This is a genomic window from Marinococcus sp. LNSP9103-4, from assembly GCF_056034345.1.
This window is the reverse complement of sequence record NZ_JBQLIA010000017.1, coordinates 56,629-70,738: the sequence shown is the minus strand read 5'-3', so window position 1 is coordinate 70,738 and position 14,110 is coordinate 56,629. Positions and strand designations below refer to the sequence as shown.

Sequence of the window (14,110 nt, the reverse complement as noted above, 5' to 3'; positions counted from 1 at the left end):
TTTTTGAGGCACCAGCCAAAAAAGAACGTGGATCGAACGATCCACGAACAAACATGACGCTTTTATTTTGTTTCTCAGCAATCTGTAAAAAAAGCAGCCCGCGGGCTGCTTTTTTTAGGCTCCTGTAAACAGGCCAATAAGTGAGTTAATGAATACGATGATAATCGCCACAGGGGCGATGTAACGAATGATGGTAAACCAGATGAGAAATACACCATTTCCCATCGCAGATCCGCGCATCACTTCATCACGAAGGTCTGCTTTCTTAATTTTTAATGGGAGAAACAGAGAAACAATCAACGCCCCGAGGGGAAGCAGAAAATTGCTTGTCAGAATGTCGATGGAATCAAAGAAGGTATTGCCGAAAATCAGCCAGTCGGATAGCAGTCCGTATGACAGGTTCGACGGAATGCCGAGAACGAAAATCAGAATACCAACGACCCAGGCTGTACGTCCGCGGCTGTCCGGGCGTTTATAAGACACTGAAGAGACAATAATCTCGAGCAGGGAAAACGCCGAGGTTAACGTAGCAAAGATGAGCAGAAGCATAAACAGCGTAAAGAACAGCGAACCAAGTGCAAGTTGCTCAAACACTGCCGGAAGTACAATAAAGATCAAATTCGGCCCGGCATCCGGTGGTATATCAAAAGCGAACACTCCTGGGAAAATCGCAAGCCCGGAAAGCAGTGAAATGACAATCGTCAATACGACGATAGAAAACGCTGAGTTAACCAGACTCTTTTCCTTCGGAAGGTAGGAGCTGTATGTAGCCATCACAGAGTTACCGAGGCTGAGGGAGAAAAACGCCTGACCAAGGGCAAATAGAATCGTGGTGCCTGTGACTGCACTGAAGTCGGGCTGCAAAAAGAAAGCAATACCCTCGCCGGCTCCTTCAAGGGTGAGCGAGCGGATTACAAGCACAATAAATAAAATAAACAGTGCAGGCATCATCCAGTTGGTCGTCCGTTCGATACCTTTACGCACGCCGCCCTGTACGACAAGAATCGTAATCAGCATAAAGGCAAGGTGCGCAATGCCTACTTCCCAGGGGTTGGAAATAATCGAGCCAAACAGAGCCTCGTAATCTGTCCCTCCACTTGCAAGACCTCCAAGGCTCCGGACAAAGTAAATAATAATCCATCCGCCGACAACGGAATAAAAGGATAAAATTAAAATAGCACAGATCATGCCCATGATACCGTTAAAAAACCAGGGGGTATTCGGCGCAATAGTTTTATAGGCGGGGACCGGCGGTTTTTGGGTGCGGCGCCCGACCACAAATTCAGCTATTAATAAAGCGGTTCCGAGAATGAGCGTAAAAGCAACAAAAATCAGAAAAAAAGCCCCGCCGCCGCTGGTGCCTGCAACATACGGCAGACGCCAGACAGCGCCCAGACCAATGGCAGATCCGGCTGCTGCTAATACGAACCCAAGCCTCGTCCCCCACTGTTCACGTGGTTGGCTCATAGTAGGTTCCTCCTTAAAATTAATTTATTCCTTTAAAGTACCGAACATGTGGGACTTTTGTCAAGAATAGGCCGTGAGTTTATCGATTGCCGAATTTCGAAAATAATGCTATAATTTGAAAGTTAATAAAAAGTTATAGGAGTTGTTTGAATGTCAGTACAGCAATATGAAGTAGGCGCAATCGTCGAGGGGAAAGTAACGGGAATTAAACCATTCGGCGCGTTCGTTGCGCTCGACGGAAATAAACAAGGATTGGTTCACATTTCTGAAATCGCCCACGGCTACGTTAAGGATATTAACGAAGCACTGTCAGTAGGCGATGAAGTTAAAGTGAAAATCAAATCCGTCGATCAGGAATCAGGAAAGATTTCTCTTTCCATCCGGGACACCCTTCCGGCACCGGAAAAAAGCGAAAGCCGTCCGCAGAGCCAGGCTCCGCGTCAAAGCAAAAGCAGCGGCCGTCCAGCCCAGCAGAGTAATAACGACACTCAGGGATTTAATACTCTTGAAGATAAATTAAAAGACTGGCTGAAGCAATCCAATGAAATTCAGGCAGATCTGAATAAGCGGGTACGGAAATAATGATCCCCGCTTTAAGAACCGTCGCTTTCGAGCGGCGGTTTTTTTATATGGTTGAAACGGGTACAGGTGTTTGAAGAACGTTTTGCGGGCGCCCGGGTTTTTCTTTATAATAGAGAAGGGTTACAGAGGCGGAGAAAACGTAAAACATATTTAAGGGAGGCAGTAATAACATGGCAAAGCAAATTGAAGTTAACAGCAAAAATATTTCTCAGGAAATATCAGAGCATGAGATTGAGCAGCTGCAGCCGATGGTGGAAACGGCCCATCGCATGATTCATGAAAAAACCGGGGCTGGCTCGGAATATCTCGGATGGGTTGATCTTCCCGATACATACGACAAAGAAGAATTCTCCCGCATCCAGCAGGCAGCCGAAAAAATTAAAAAGGATTCAGATGTGCTGATTGTAATCGGTATTGGGGGCTCCTACCTTGGGGCGAAGGCGGCCATTGACAGCTTGAGTCATTCATTCCGCAACCAGCTCGACGGCTCTAAACGGAACGGCCCGGAAATTTATTTCGCCGGCCACCAGATCAGTCAGCGCTACATGCATGACCTTCTTGAAATGGTGGAGGGCAAGGACGTTTCGGTGAATGTTATTTCAAAGTCCGGCACTACAACAGAACCGGCTCTTGCATTCCGGGTGTTCCGGGACTGGCTCGAGAATAAATACGGGGCAGAGGAAGCGGCTTCAAGAATTTACGCTACGACAGATAAAAGCAAAGGTGCTTTAAAAACGCTGGCTGACGAAAAGGGCTACGAAACATTCGTCGTGCCGGATGACGTCGGCGGCCGTTATTCCGTTCTTACAGCCGTAGGGCTTCTTCCTATCGCGGCAGCAGGCCTGGACGTGGAAAAGATGATGCACGGAGCGGCTGCAGCCATGGAGGCTGGCAAGCTTCAGAGTGTAAAAGAAAACTCGGCCTACCGTTATGCTGCTATCCGCTACGCTGCGTATCAGAAAGGAAAAGCCATTGAACTGCTGGTAAACTATGAGCCGCACATGCACTTTGTATCTGAATGGTGGAAGCAGCTGTACGGGGAAAGCGAAGGCAAAGACGGCAAAGGATTATTTCCTGCTGCAGTCGATTTCTCAACAGATTTGCACTCGATGGGGCAGTACATCCAGGAAGGCCGGCGTCATTTGCTCGAAACAGTACTTCATATTCAGGATGCAGGGAGCGCTCTGGAATTGAAAAACACTGATGATGACCTGGACGGCTTAAATTATTTATCAGGAGAAACGATGGGCTTCGTCAACGAGAAAGCCTTCGAAGGAACGCTTCTTGCCCACACTGACGGCGGCGTTCCAAATATTATTATTGATATTCCGGAATGGAATGAGTATTACTTCGGATATCTCGTTTATTTCTTCGAAAAAGCGTGCGCTGTGAGTGGCTATATGCTCGGTGTCAATCCATTTGACCAGCCGGGAGTGGAAGCGTATAAAAAGAACATGTTTGCCCTTCTCGGCAAACCGGGATTTGAAGAACGCCAGACAGCACTTGAAACGAGGCTGAGTGAAGAGTAAGCAGAAAATGGGCCTGCCCGCGGGCAGGCCATCTTTTTTACAAAGTTACACAAAAACGTGAAAAAAGGACTTGTCAGACAGAGACACACAAGGTACAATATTTCTTGTCGGCTGATATTTTATCAGCAAAAATATGGGGCCTTAGCTCAGCCGGGAGAGCGCTTGGCTGGCAGCCAAGAGGTCAGCGGTTCGATCCCGCTAGGCTCCACCATACATACTACGTCAACGACGCCGGTTTGAGGACTACTTCTCGCCCCGGTGTCGTTTTTTATTTACATGGTAAGAGGTCACTTGCAAACAAAATACAAACCTTTATCCGAATAAAGCATTTCCAAATTTCTCCGCTACTTCTTTCTGCAGACTGGGGATAACATGGGAATAAGTGTCCAGAGTCATGCGCACGGACGAGTGACCCAGCCGTTCGCTCACAATCTTCGGATGCACGTTAGCTTTTAATAACAAGGAGGCATGCGTGTGTCGGAGATCGTACATGCGAATCGGACGGACTGCCTCGGCTTCAAACAAGGGCTTCGTTCGCCGATACCAGGTGCGAAGGATATTGCGGTGGCTGATCGGTGTGCCATTCGACGTCGCAAAGATCAGTCCCTGCTCCGTATAAATCTTTTTGTTTCGCATTTTCATTTCTTTCTGCTGGAGCCCATGCTTTTTTAACGCTGACATCGTATGCTCATCCAGACTGATCACCCGCTGCGACGTTTTCGTTTTCGGTGCTTTCAGCTCCATTTCTCGCGAGAGGGTCCGGCGCACGTACAACTGCTGCTCCTCCGTATCCACATCTTCCCACTTCAATCCTAAAATCTCTCCCGGGCGCATACCCGTAGCCAAGGCCAGAAAAAAGAAGAGGTAGTGCGAATCATCTTGAATGGCATCCAGAAAGAGCCGGGATTCTTCTTTGGTCCAATACGCCATTTCTTTATCGCTACGCTTCGGTGGATCCACTTTCAACGCGGCGTTATCAATCACATAATTCTTCTTATAGGCATCGTCCAACGCTTTCCGTAAGAGCCCATGAACTTTATTCACGGTAGTGCCGCTTAACCCTTCCTCGTTCCGCAGGGTCTGATACAGCTTCTCGATATGCATCGGCTTCAATTGATGCAGCGGGATATGCCCGATGAACGGAGTAATCTGTTTATTGATGAGCGAGGTATACAGTTTCGCGGTGCTCGCAGCCACGCTATCCACTTTAATCTGATACCAGTGCTCCAGGTATTTCTCCAGCGCCATGGTCGATGGTTCGACGTAGGTGCCTTCCTGCAGCTTCTGGACCAACCCCGGCAAATCTTTTTCCGCTGCCGCTTTGGTGGCATACCCGCTGAACCACTTCTGCTTCCGTTTCCCATTGGCGTGGTAGCCGACATCCACCACAATCACGTACTTCGATCCCCGTTTTCTAATATGCCCACGCACTGGCCGTCGCCTCCCTTTCCCGGATCCATATTTGTTTCATGCGTTCGGTTACAATATCCACAGGTACCACAAACTCATCCGATAACATCTGTAAAGCCCCCGGATCCTGCAGGTCATATTCAAATATCATGTAGGCTGGCAAACAAAAATACACCGCAAAGTGATTCGCCTTCTCTTCAATGTACTGTTTGAACGAAGGGGAGAGAGCCCACTGGTCATCGGTATCCCACCGAACATGAGCCAGCTCATGAGCAAACGCTAGGCGTATTTGTTTCGGGCAGTCCGACGAGAGAAAAATCGTTCGATCCATGGAAGCGTCGAACGGAGCATTGTACTCCACCTCGATATTTAACTCTTCCGCAATCCGTGTTTCATGAATATCTGCAGCAATAGCGTGGTTCAATCCCTGGTGCAATTCTTCTACATAGTCTTCCAAATAGGTGAGTGAATACATATTATCCCCCTGTTATAAGAACATATGTTCTTTTTATCTTTAAAAGAAAAGCCCTGCGCGGTGGCAGGACTATTTTTATGATACTGCTGCTTTTGCTTTGCCGAGCTTGCGAACCACGAAAACGTAATGTAAGACAGCAAAAATGATACAAACGGTAGACCAAATATTCAAATCGCCATAATTGCCAGCAAGCATAAACCCAAGCAATCCGGCGAGTAACCAGAAAATTGCTGCGGTCATGTGCGTGCCTCGGCTTTTTCCGCCAGCCAAAGCAACAATCCCGGCTACAAGCATCGCAATCGACACGAGCACGCCGGCAAAGCCGCCGACACCGCCCACGTCTTCAAGCGCGTCTCCTAACATGGCTACAAGGGACTGAAAAAAGACAATGATTGATAAAATAATGGATAAAATACCTAAAATTAATTTCATGGAAGACCCGCCCCTATTTCAATGTAATGCTTGCTGTGTTTGTGCCGAAGAATCCCTCTGCTACTTCTGCTTCTAAATGGTCCGCTTCCGCCACTTCATCTGTTACGTCAAAAACAACGTTACCCTCAAGCGAAGAGCCTGGATTCACTTCAGAAAGGAAAAAATCCGCTGCGTCGCTAGGATCATCGGAAGAATTGGCATAAGTAGTCGCCGTAGAATCAGACTCATACGTTTTGCCATCTTGTTTTAGTTTAATTTGTGAAGAATCCATCGTAGCAGCCTCATCGCCGTTGTTCATATAAGTAACGTCTAATACTATATACGTGCCGTCGGCGGTTTCTGACAGATATTCACTTCCAACCGTAGACGTGGTAGAAACGTCATCGATTTGGAAAGAGACAGCTCCTACGTCTACGGTATCGCCTAGACCGTTGGACGAAGAAGACTCTTCTTGTTGTTCAGGTGCTTCATTTTCCGTTTCTTCCGAACCTTCACTTTCCTCATTGCTTTCTGAAGCAGCCTCCTCGTCTGATTGCTGCTCTTCTAATGCTTGTTCTTTCTCTTCAAGTTCTTTTTCTTTCTGAGCCAATTCTTCTTCCTTTTGCGCGTCCTCCGTAGTATCTGCCGATGATTCGGTATCTGCTTCCGCTTCTTCGGTCGTTACTTCCTCAGCTACTTCGGCGGGTTCTTCGTCCCCAGCGCCGGTAACACCCCCGATGACACCTAAACCAAAGACACCGTACACCGCCGTTGCTAAAATCTGCTTCCATCGCTTCCCTGAACGATAACCCGGTACTTTGTGATACCATTTTTTGTTTTCTTCCCCCATATGGAATTTCCCCCTAGATATGTAAATTGTTGAATCTTCTTTAGTGTATCAGCATATAGTCCTACAAGCAATTATTATCTAAAGGTTATTCTCCTTTATGTCGTTCCCGTTTCTTTCTATTTTGCTCCGCTTTAAACTTCATCCACTCCAGCATTTCTTCGACTTCTTCCTCGGAATAGTCCTTCAGCTGTTCTTTCATATCCCGGAACATTACCTCTTTGACCCCTTCATCAAGGTTATGTTTTTCTCTAAACTCTTCATCTTCTTTAGTTAAGTTTCTGTTATCAGAGCGGCCCAATAAAAAATCTGTAGTGCAATCATAAATATCAGCCAATTTACTAATGGATTCTGTATCAGGGTTTCGATAGCCGTACTCCCAATTGGCATAAGTGGAAGCCGCTGAATATCCTAGTCTTTTAGCCACAAACGTTTTAGACCAGCCTCGTTGTTCCCTTAATTGTTTCAGGCGTTCTCCTAATATGTTCTCAGTCAATATTTCCACCCTCGTTTATCCCCTTTAGTTATTTATAGTTTAGCATTTTTACACAGAGAAAATAATTTTTTACACAAAAAGAATAAAAAAGTGTTGACTTACACTTTTTGTGTAAATATAATTAAATTATCAACTTACACATACAGTGTAAAAAGGAGGTGTTCATAATGGTTCGGAAGCATCTGAGAGAAGTGAGAATTGAAAAGGGAATAACTCAAACGCATATGGCTAAAAGCTTAGGATTCAAGAACCCTAGCGGTTACGCTAATATAGAAATGGGCAGAGTGCAGCCTACTTTAAAAAGAGCACTAGCGATATCCAAAGAATTGAATGTAGATGTCGAAGAAATTTTTTTTGAAGAAGATTTACACATTATGAATAAAAAACAGCCGTCGTAAGGAGGTAATCATGAACGAACTGAAATTAGTTTCCATTGATGGAAAGGCATTAGCAGACAGCCGGGACATTGCCGAAATGATCGACCGCCAGCATTTTCATTTAATTCGCGACATTGACTATTACGTCAGCGTGATTAAAGAAAATCCAGATTTGGATTATGCGGATTACTTCTTAGACAGCGAATATATGGCTGGCAATAACCGAAAATACAAAAAATATCTATTAACAAAGCGCGGATGCGACATGGTAGCAAACAAAGTCACTGGAGAAAAAGGCATTATGTTCACCGCCGTCTACGTTAAGAAGTTTGAAGAAATGGAAGAGCATCTTCTCTTAAACGACCGTCCATCTTACATGATCGAAGATCCAAAAGAACGAGCGCAAAGATGGATCCAAGAGCAAGAAGAAAAGGAACAACTAGAGTTTAAATACAACGAAGCTGCACCGAAAGCCGCTTATCACGATGTGGCATTGCAAGCAGATAATTTATTATCCGTCACTCAGATTGCTAAAGATTACGGATGGGGCGCACAAACGCTTAATAAGAAATTGAATGAATTGGGCGTGCAATACCACCGAAGCGGCATGTGGAATCTTTATCACAAGTATCAAGACAAAGGTTATGCCCATTCCAAAACTCAACCTTATGCACCAACGAAAGCAAAACCGCACCTGTACTGGACACAAAAAGGTAAAAAATTCATTTACGAGCTTTTGAAAGAAGAACTGAACATCGTTCCTGTCATTGAACGCGAGAACCAGCAACTCACCTTAGTGAAATAGGAGGACGCTATGACCACCACTTTAATGAATTGCAGCACGCAGGATGTAAAAGGCCTGTTAGACGAGTATCAAGGACACAAGTTAGAAATCGAAGCCTACTTCGATCAGGAAGTGCCTTTCATCAGTTTGAGTGTAACTCACGAAAACATTTACCTGGATGAATTTGAAGGGGAAGAACTGTTCAACATTTCCACCAATGATTATTTGATCTCATGCAGCAACGAAGATTTCGAGTTTTATGCCAACTTTGGCGGTAGAGGTGATCCGAGCGTGATGATCGTTCGCGAAAAATATCCACTTCATTACATTGCCATTCAAATTATCCATTAAAGGAGCCGTCATGGAAATCAACATCACAGCATGCAGCCAGTGCGGCGATCGGAACTGGACGATGGAGGATGAAGAAGTCAATCCTCATATCGCCAACGTGACGTATCGCTGCCACAGCTGCAATCACGAATGGAAAGCCCAAATCTTATTAAGGAGTGGAGCAACGTGAACCGACGATATGGCATCTACTACCAGGGCATTCTGATGGAAGAATATGAATCGCCAGCGGAAGCCTATCAAGCATTAATCGAACGAACGGAACGAACCGGAGTCTTTCACGAATTAAAAGTTATTGAGGAGGAGCCAACATGCGAAGTTTTATCTTAGTAGCCACCACCATCGCCGTTGCAGCCACAACAGCAAAGATAGTAGCCAATAAAAAACAAACAGAACAACAAGGCACAATGTTCATCAATGGACCAGATGCCAAAACCACCATTTTAGATGGATTCAGTCATAAAACCTAACGCCTGGATTTAATCCAATCCTGTATTTCATCAGAAAGATTGCTAGCGTATCCAGATTCTTGATCGAATTTAGTGATGAAATAAAGGTCTTTACTTTGAAAATTCGGCAAATAAGAAGTGAATTTTTTAAAACCCATATCTTCTTGAGTGTAAACGAGGACGCCAAATTCAAAATTCGTCACATCGCCAATTTTAGTCAAGTGTTCCATCAATTCCAGAGTGCTAACAGAGAATCGATCAAAACTCACAAAAAAGATCATTTTTCCACCTCCTTCCTCGAACCCATTTCGGGACGGAAGAAGGAAGTTCCTACCAGTACCAACGTTTCAAGAACAAAGCATCATTAACTATTACTCACAGGAGGTTGCCCCATGAAAATGCAGTTTGAATTAACTAAGAACGATCGAGAGATGCTGCAAGAATTCATTCAGACCGCGATCAAAACCGAAGTTCGGGACGCCATGCGGCAGATGCAGTTGGAATCGCAGATGCCGGAAGTGATGACCCGTCGGGACCTCATGAACTTCCTGGGCATCAATGCCAATCGGGCCAGCGAGCTCTTAAATCACCGGGAGGGCTTTCCGGTATCACGGGAGATCGGCGAAAGCACCCCGCGGATTCACCGGGACCAGCTGATCGAATGGCTGTTTCCGAAAGACGAGCAGAAGCGTGAAGAACGAGCACAAGAATTTGATATCGCCAAGTGGGACCGCATTTCCTAAGTCTAGTATGCCCGGCCGTGAGCCATTACCAAAAGGAGGAAAACAAGATGAACACACTCTATAACGAAAAGGACATAAGAAAAATGCTGAAACAGGCGAGGGAGAACGCGGAGCTGTACCAAAGCACCCTGGCAGACATCCTCTACAACGAAACGAAAATGGGGATTTGCGATCAATCGTACATTTCCGCCGTCGAACGGGGAGCGAAACCATTGCCGAACGTGCAGCTGCTTTGTGCTTGGGCCCGAGTCACGAAAGACTATGAACTGCTGGAGATCATCTCGTATCGATGGAATTTAGCTTCCGTCGCCATGCCACCGATCCGCCGGGAGTTCAACAGTCGCTTTAGCAATACGCTGCTCAACATGCAGGAGCAGATCCAGGAAGCGACGGCCGATATTCATATCTTGGAACGGGCGTATAACAATCATCTGCCTGGAGGCGCGTTTGAAGCCGATACGGATTTTGTACGGGCGGTAGGGAGTTTAGTGGATTTGATACCGGCGGTGCACAGTGTGCTTTATGCGGCATCCCGCGACCTGGGCTATGACATTCAGGAAGTGCAGGAACTGTGGACCAAGCAACAGCGGGTCACGAACCGGCTGCAGGAAAAGCCACAAGGAGAGGTTATGCAATGAGAGAGGTACTGCGAAAGGTCACAAGCGTAGATCACATGTTGGTGTATCTGGCGGTGATGGCGATTGGATTCATTATGTACGCGGCATAAAAGAACGCCAGCTATGGGTGTTAGCTGACGTTCAGAGGGATTCCAGAGTTCGGAATACCTCAATTATAGCAAAAAACCTGAGGAGGAGAAATATGTTAAAAGACTTAGAACCGCATGAAAGCCAGTATGGGCACTTGATGAATGATGGATACAACAGCAGGGCCGGCAATAGTCTTCTAGCTCCGGCTCCGAGGGAGCAGCATTGTCAGGAGTGCGAATGTTTCCTGCTACCGGATGAACACCAATTATGTGCAGATTGTAAGGAGGACAACTAAATGGAGAAACTACGAGCGACATGGATTAAGCGGATGTACAGAGCCAACGAAAAAATAGGAGATAAATCGGCAGGCTTTCATTTAGGTGAATCCGTCACTTACGAGCAGGTGCTTCGAGACACAGAACAATTCAACGAACAGCTTAGCACCCTGCAAGCTGAAATCACGCAAGCCTACCGCGAAGCTAACGACGCCTATCACGAAGCGGTGCATGAGCGACGCTTAGACGAAGCGCCATTGCACGGCGATAAAGCTAAATACCTGGGCGAGATCATGGAGAAGTTGGAACGCCTGCAGCAAGGCAAGGAGGTGAGAACATGAGCCAAGTCTTCCGCAAGCTACCATACCCGCGCAACGCTTTCGATCAATGGCGAGTCAGTGCGTGTGGTGCAAAAATCAACATGACCAAGATGGAAGTGCATTTCACGAAAGACCAATGGCACAACTACGTGACGCTGAACCACGAGCGCATGGCACAAAAATAAAACCCCCTGCGGACACAGGAGGTTCAGAAAACATTCTATGGCTTGATTATAGCACAAGGAGGCCCTTATGAGTAATGTCATCGCTAAAACAAGCGGTATGGATCGAGAGGTTTGGTTGGAAAAGAGACGCCAGGGCGTAGGTGGCAGCGACATTGCCTCCATCGCCGGCTTCAATAAATGGAAATCACCCATCGTGGTGTATATGGAGAAAGTTGGAGAAGCACCAGAAGCCCAACTCGCGAACGAAGAAGCGGCATACTGGGGCAACGTGATGGAAGATACCGTCGCCAAAGAGTTCGAGTTGCGCACAGGGTTAAAAACCCGCCGCAAGAATCAAATTCTGCAACACCCGGACGAACCGTGGATGCTTGCCAATGTGGATAGGGTCCTAGTGGGGCACAACGAAGGACTGGAATGCAAGACCGCCTCCGAGTACCTGAAAGGCGAATGGGAAGGCGACAGCGTCCCGATGAATTACCTGCTCCAGTGCCAGCATTACATGGCGGTGCTTGGGTACGACGCCTGGTGGATTGCGGTACTCGTCGGCGGTAACAAATTCATCTACAAAAAGATCGAGCGCGACGAGTTCATTATTGATCAGATTATCGAGATCGGCCGGGAGTTCTGGAACGATCACGTATTAGCCAAAAACCCGCCGATTGTCGATGGCTCCCAGGCTTCCACGGACTTACTCAACGCCATGTACCCGGACGCGGAGCCAGAAAGCGAGATCGACCTTGACGCTACCGCTGACGAACTTATTGAGACGTATGAAGAAGCAAAAGCCGATGAACAGGAAGCCAAGAAACGCAAAGATGAAGCGCAGAATCAACTCAAAAACCTGTTGGGCGAATACGAAACCGGCTACCTTTCCCAACATCGGATCACCTGGAAGACGCAGGAACGACGCTCCGTGGACAGTAAACGGCTTAAAGCCGAACGCCCGGAACTCTATGAGGAATACAGCAAAGTTTCGAAAGCACGACCATTCAATGTTTATAAAAGGAGTGAGTGATCGTGCGATGGACTGATATTAAAGGCTATGAAAACACTTATGAAATTGACGAACAAGGCCACATTCGAAGGAAAGAAAGTCAAAAAGTATTAAAAGCTGCAGTGGCGAACAATGGTTATTATATTGTGTCACTTTGGCAGAACAACAAAGGTAAAAGCTGCTATGTTCATCGTTTGCTGGCTAAAGCATTTCTTCCTAATCCATCGAACCACAAAACAGTCAATCACATTGATGGAAATAAACTTAATAACGATTTGGGTAACTTGGAATGGGCCAGTTATTCAACAAACAATAAACACGCATATGACCGCGAATTGAAGGTCGTCACAGAGAAAATGCGCAAAGCTACAAGTGAACGAGCCAAACGATTGAATCAAGGAAATAACTTTCGCTCGATTTCTATCCAGGCGTTTGACACTAATGGAGGTTTCGTTGGTGAGTATCCAAGCATCATAGCCGCCACCATCGCTTTAGAGGTTAACCGCCACACGATTTACAGGCAGCTCAACGGACAAGTGCAGAACCCTAAGAATTATGTTTTTAAATACAAGGAGGCCCAATAATGGCAAATAATCAAAGCGCACAAAACCAACTGGCAAACCGAGGTAAGCAACAGGCAACGAAGCAGCAGAATAATCCCGGCAATACCATCGAAGCGTACCTCAAGAAAATGGGGCCGAAGCTGCAGGAAGCCCTGCCGAAGCACATGGATCAAGAGCGACTCACCCGCATCACCATGACAACGATCCGGCAGAATCCGAAACTGCTCGAAGCATCGGTTCCTTCCTTATTAGGAGCCATCATGCAGGCCGCGCAGCTCGGACTGGAACCAGGGCTTACCGGCCATTGCTACCTTGTTCCTTTCTACAACGGCAAGCAAAAGCAAACCGATGTTCAATTCATTATCGGTTATCGGGGCATGATCGACCTAGCCAGAAGGTCCGGCCATATCCAAAGCATCTACGCTCACACGGTCCACGCCAACGATGAATTTGAATACGAGCTCGGCCTGCAGCCGAAACTGGTGCACAAGCCATCCACCGGTGATCGCGGAGACATGCAATTCGTGTACGCCGTCGCTCACTTCAAAGACGGAGGTTATCAGTTTGAAGTCTTCAGCAAAAACGACGTGGACAAAGTAAAAGAACGGAGCAAAGCCGGTGGTGGAGGCCCTTGGAAAACGGATTACGACGAAATGGCGAAGAAAACGGTCATTCGCCGCATGTTCAAATACCTGCCAATCAGCGTGGAAGTGCAGAACCAAGCCTCGCAGGACGAAACGATGCGCCAGGACGTGACCCAGGAACCGCAGCAAGTCGATGACAGCATCATTGATATACCGTACAACGAACCCGAAGAAGATCAGGAACCTGAACCAGCACCCGCTGCCAAAGAGCCAAAGCAAGAAGAGAAACAGGAAACCAAGCAAGATGACGGCGATGAAGACCTCCCGTTTGAATGATACGGCACGCGATTCCTATCCCGCCCATCTATAAAGACATCGCCCAACGGAACGGTACAACGAAGGAAGATCAAAAGCGGATTTTCCTTCGCTACCTCCGGGCGTACGTCGCCAGGTCTCAGCCAACCATGGACATTGTGGAAGTGAAGCAAACGTATATGATCTGCCAGAAGCGAGATCAAGGAGGTGGGGTGCCTCCGGCTACTACGAAATAAAAAAAGGGTGAGC

General features: G+C 46.9%; 22 protein-coding genes and 1 tRNA gene. 16 read left to right on the top strand and 7 right to left on the bottom strand.

Annotated elements, in window-relative coordinates; translation table 11 throughout:
* Positions 1-114: 114 nt before the first annotated feature.
* Entirely contained in the window at positions 115-1,467 is a 1,353-nt protein-coding gene (locus ACTRXG_RS12030; RefSeq protein ID WP_474279735.1) for a sodium-dependent transporter, read from the bottom strand.
* Positions 1,468-1,617: 150 nt separating this feature from the next.
* Here ACTRXG_RS12030 and yugI point away from each other — a divergent pair, with 150 nt between their 5' ends.
* The 3 genes from yugI to ACTRXG_RS12015 all read left to right on the top strand — a co-directional run bounded on the left by yugI (position 1,618) and on the right by ACTRXG_RS12015 (position 3,789).
* The gene (gene yugI / locus ACTRXG_RS12025) at positions 1,618-2,049 is read left to right on the top strand and encodes a S1 domain-containing post-transcriptional regulator GSP13 (protein ID WP_079475578.1); all 432 of its coding nucleotides are present in this window, start codon (positions 1,618-1,620) and stop codon (positions 2,047-2,049) included.
* 170 nt (positions 2,050-2,219) lie between these two features.
* On the top strand, positions 2,220-3,578 hold the full coding sequence (locus ACTRXG_RS12020; protein ID WP_474285127.1) for a glucose-6-phosphate isomerase: 1,359 nt from the start codon (positions 2,220-2,222) through the stop codon (positions 3,576-3,578).
* 135 nt (positions 3,579-3,713) lie between these two features.
* Positions 3,714-3,789, top strand: a tRNA-Ala gene (locus tag ACTRXG_RS12015).
* A 101-nt stretch (positions 3,790-3,890) separates the two neighbouring features.
* Here ACTRXG_RS12015 and ACTRXG_RS12010 read toward each other — a convergent pair.
* The 5 genes from ACTRXG_RS12010 to ACTRXG_RS11990 all read right to left on the bottom strand — a co-directional run bounded on the left by ACTRXG_RS12010 (position 3,891) and on the right by ACTRXG_RS11990 (position 7,226).
* Positions 3,891-5,009: a tyrosine-type recombinase/integrase gene (locus ACTRXG_RS12010; RefSeq protein WP_474285126.1), complete on the bottom strand. Its 1,119-nt coding sequence runs from the start codon at positions 5,007-5,009 to the stop codon at positions 3,891-3,893.
* Complete coding sequence (locus tag ACTRXG_RS12005) at positions 4,993-5,463, bottom strand: ImmA/IrrE family metallo-endopeptidase (RefSeq protein WP_474285125.1); 471 nt, start codon at positions 5,461-5,463, stop codon at positions 4,993-4,995. Before ACTRXG_RS12005 ends, ACTRXG_RS12010 begins: the two co-directional genes overlap by 17 nt.
* A 75-nt stretch (positions 5,464-5,538) precedes the next feature.
* Complete coding sequence (locus ACTRXG_RS12000; protein WP_474285124.1) at positions 5,539-5,895, bottom strand: hypothetical protein; 357 nt, start codon at positions 5,893-5,895, stop codon at positions 5,539-5,541.
* A gap of 13 nt (positions 5,896-5,908) precedes the next feature.
* Complete coding sequence (locus tag ACTRXG_RS11995; RefSeq protein ID WP_474285123.1) at positions 5,909-6,724, bottom strand: DUF4352 domain-containing protein; 816 nt, start codon at positions 6,722-6,724, stop codon at positions 5,909-5,911.
* An 85-nt stretch (positions 6,725-6,809) separates the two neighbouring features.
* Entirely contained in the window at positions 6,810-7,226 is a 417-nt protein-coding gene (locus ACTRXG_RS11990; RefSeq protein WP_474285122.1) for a helix-turn-helix domain-containing protein, read from the bottom strand.
* A 158-nt stretch (positions 7,227-7,384) separates the two neighbouring features.
* Here ACTRXG_RS11990 and ACTRXG_RS11985 point away from each other — a divergent pair, with 158 nt between their 5' ends.
* The 5 genes from ACTRXG_RS11985 (at position 7,385) to ACTRXG_RS11965 (ending at position 9,196) form a co-directional block, all read left to right on the top strand.
* Positions 7,385-7,615, top strand: coding sequence for a helix-turn-helix transcriptional regulator (locus tag ACTRXG_RS11985; RefSeq protein ID WP_474285121.1), 231 nt, complete (start codon positions 7,385-7,387; stop codon positions 7,613-7,615).
* Positions 7,616-7,625: 10 nt separating this feature from the next.
* Entirely contained in the window at positions 7,626-8,399 is a 774-nt protein-coding gene (locus tag ACTRXG_RS11980) for a phage antirepressor KilAC domain-containing protein (RefSeq protein ID WP_474285120.1), read from the top strand.
* A 9-nt stretch (positions 8,400-8,408) separates the two neighbouring features.
* Entirely contained in the window at positions 8,409-8,729 is a 321-nt protein-coding gene (locus ACTRXG_RS11975; protein WP_474285119.1) for a hypothetical protein, read from the top strand.
* A 165-nt stretch (positions 8,730-8,894) separates the two neighbouring features.
* Positions 8,895-9,056: a hypothetical protein gene (locus ACTRXG_RS11970; protein WP_474285118.1), complete on the top strand. Its 162-nt coding sequence runs from the start codon at positions 8,895-8,897 to the stop codon at positions 9,054-9,056.
* Complete coding sequence (locus ACTRXG_RS11965) at positions 9,038-9,196, top strand: hypothetical protein (RefSeq protein WP_474285117.1); 159 nt, start codon at positions 9,038-9,040, stop codon at positions 9,194-9,196. Before ACTRXG_RS11970 ends, ACTRXG_RS11965 begins: the two co-directional genes overlap by 19 nt.
* Here the strand turns inward: ACTRXG_RS11965 and ACTRXG_RS11960 are convergent.
* On the bottom strand, positions 9,193-9,456 hold the full coding sequence (locus ACTRXG_RS11960) for a hypothetical protein (protein ID WP_474285116.1): 264 nt from the start codon (positions 9,454-9,456) through the stop codon (positions 9,193-9,195). The genes ACTRXG_RS11965 and ACTRXG_RS11960 overlap by 4 nt on opposite strands.
* Before the next feature lie 111 nt (positions 9,457-9,567).
* On the opposite strand from ACTRXG_RS11960, the gene ACTRXG_RS11955 reads away from it, so the two are divergent.
* The 8 genes from ACTRXG_RS11955 (at position 9,568) to ACTRXG_RS11920 (ending at position 14,097) form a co-directional block, all read left to right on the top strand.
* Positions 9,568-9,918 (top strand): hypothetical protein, encoded by a 351-nt coding sequence (locus ACTRXG_RS11955; RefSeq protein WP_474285115.1) that lies wholly within the window; start codon positions 9,568-9,570, stop codon positions 9,916-9,918.
* A gap of 47 nt (positions 9,919-9,965) precedes the next feature.
* Positions 9,966-10,556 carry a hypothetical protein gene (locus ACTRXG_RS11950; RefSeq protein ID WP_474285114.1) on the top strand — a complete coding sequence of 197 codons (591 nt, stop codon included), beginning with the start codon at positions 9,966-9,968 and terminating at the stop codon, positions 10,554-10,556.
* 364 nt (positions 10,557-10,920) lie between these two features.
* Positions 10,921-11,241 (top strand): hypothetical protein, encoded by a 321-nt coding sequence (locus tag ACTRXG_RS11945; protein ID WP_474285113.1) that lies wholly within the window; start codon positions 10,921-10,923, stop codon positions 11,239-11,241.
* Positions 11,238-11,405: a hypothetical protein gene (locus tag ACTRXG_RS11940; protein WP_474285112.1), complete on the top strand. Its 168-nt coding sequence runs from the start codon at positions 11,238-11,240 to the stop codon at positions 11,403-11,405. Before ACTRXG_RS11945 ends, ACTRXG_RS11940 begins: the two co-directional genes overlap by 4 nt.
* A 67-nt stretch (positions 11,406-11,472) precedes the next feature.
* Positions 11,473-12,420, top strand: a complete 948-nt coding sequence (locus ACTRXG_RS11935) for a YqaJ viral recombinase family nuclease (protein ID WP_474285111.1) — start codon at positions 11,473-11,475, stop codon at positions 12,418-12,420.
* Positions 12,421-12,422: 2 nt separating this feature from the next.
* The gene (locus ACTRXG_RS11930; RefSeq protein ID WP_474285110.1) at positions 12,423-12,983 is read left to right on the top strand and encodes an NUMOD4 domain-containing protein; all 561 of its coding nucleotides are present in this window, start codon (positions 12,423-12,425) and stop codon (positions 12,981-12,983) included.
* Positions 12,983-13,882: a recombination protein RecT gene (gene recT / locus ACTRXG_RS11925; RefSeq protein ID WP_474285109.1), complete on the top strand. Its 900-nt coding sequence runs from the start codon at positions 12,983-12,985 to the stop codon at positions 13,880-13,882. The genes ACTRXG_RS11930 and recT overlap by 1 nt, the downstream gene beginning before the upstream one ends.
* A complete protein-coding gene (locus tag ACTRXG_RS11920) occupies positions 13,879-14,097 on the top strand; it encodes a hypothetical protein (protein ID WP_474285108.1) in 219 nt (72 codons plus the stop codon). The genes recT and ACTRXG_RS11920 overlap by 4 nt, the downstream gene beginning before the upstream one ends.
* Positions 14,098-14,110 lie beyond the last annotated feature (13 nt).

Bases quoted from the DNA above. Each gene is read 5' to 3' on its own strand.
- ACTRXG_RS12030 (WP_474279735.1), bottom strand. From the start codon at position 1,467: ATGAGCCAACCACGTGAACAGTGGGGGACGAGGCTTGGGTTCGTATTA.
- yugI (WP_079475578.1), top strand. From the start codon at position 1,618: ATGTCAGTACAGCAATATGAAGTAGGCGCAATCGTCGAGGGGAAAGTA.
- ACTRXG_RS12020 (WP_474285127.1), top strand. From the start codon at position 2,220: ATGGCAAAGCAAATTGAAGTTAACAGCAAAAATATTTCTCAGGAAATA.
- ACTRXG_RS12005 (WP_474285125.1), bottom strand. From the start codon at position 5,463: ATGTATTCACTCACCTATTTGGAAGACTATGTAGAAGAATTGCACCAG.
- ACTRXG_RS12000 (WP_474285124.1), bottom strand. From the start codon at position 5,895: ATGAAATTAATTTTAGGTATTTTATCCATTATTTTATCAATCATTGTC.
- ACTRXG_RS11995 (WP_474285123.1), bottom strand. From the start codon at position 6,724: ATGGGGGAAGAAAACAAAAAATGGTATCACAAAGTACCGGGTTATCGT.
- ACTRXG_RS11985 (WP_474285121.1), top strand. From the start codon at position 7,385: ATGGTTCGGAAGCATCTGAGAGAAGTGAGAATTGAAAAGGGAATAACT.
- ACTRXG_RS11980 (WP_474285120.1), top strand. From the start codon at position 7,626: ATGAACGAACTGAAATTAGTTTCCATTGATGGAAAGGCATTAGCAGAC.
- ACTRXG_RS11975 (WP_474285119.1), top strand. From the start codon at position 8,409: ATGACCACCACTTTAATGAATTGCAGCACGCAGGATGTAAAAGGCCTG.
- ACTRXG_RS11965 (WP_474285117.1), top strand. From the start codon at position 9,038: ATGCGAAGTTTTATCTTAGTAGCCACCACCATCGCCGTTGCAGCCACA.
- ACTRXG_RS11960 (WP_474285116.1), bottom strand. From the start codon at position 9,456: ATGATCTTTTTTGTGAGTTTTGATCGATTCTCTGTTAGCACTCTGGAA.
- ACTRXG_RS11955 (WP_474285115.1), top strand. From the start codon at position 9,568: ATGAAAATGCAGTTTGAATTAACTAAGAACGATCGAGAGATGCTGCAA.
- ACTRXG_RS11950 (WP_474285114.1), top strand. From the start codon at position 9,966: ATGAACACACTCTATAACGAAAAGGACATAAGAAAAATGCTGAAACAG.
- ACTRXG_RS11945 (WP_474285113.1), top strand. From the start codon at position 10,921: ATGGAGAAACTACGAGCGACATGGATTAAGCGGATGTACAGAGCCAAC.
- ACTRXG_RS11940 (WP_474285112.1), top strand. From the start codon at position 11,238: ATGAGCCAAGTCTTCCGCAAGCTACCATACCCGCGCAACGCTTTCGAT.
- ACTRXG_RS11935 (WP_474285111.1), top strand. From the start codon at position 11,473: ATGAGTAATGTCATCGCTAAAACAAGCGGTATGGATCGAGAGGTTTGG.
- recT (WP_474285109.1), top strand. From the start codon at position 12,983: ATGGCAAATAATCAAAGCGCACAAAACCAACTGGCAAACCGAGGTAAG.
- ACTRXG_RS11920 (WP_474285108.1), top strand. From the start codon at position 13,879: ATGATACGGCACGCGATTCCTATCCCGCCCATCTATAAAGACATCGCC.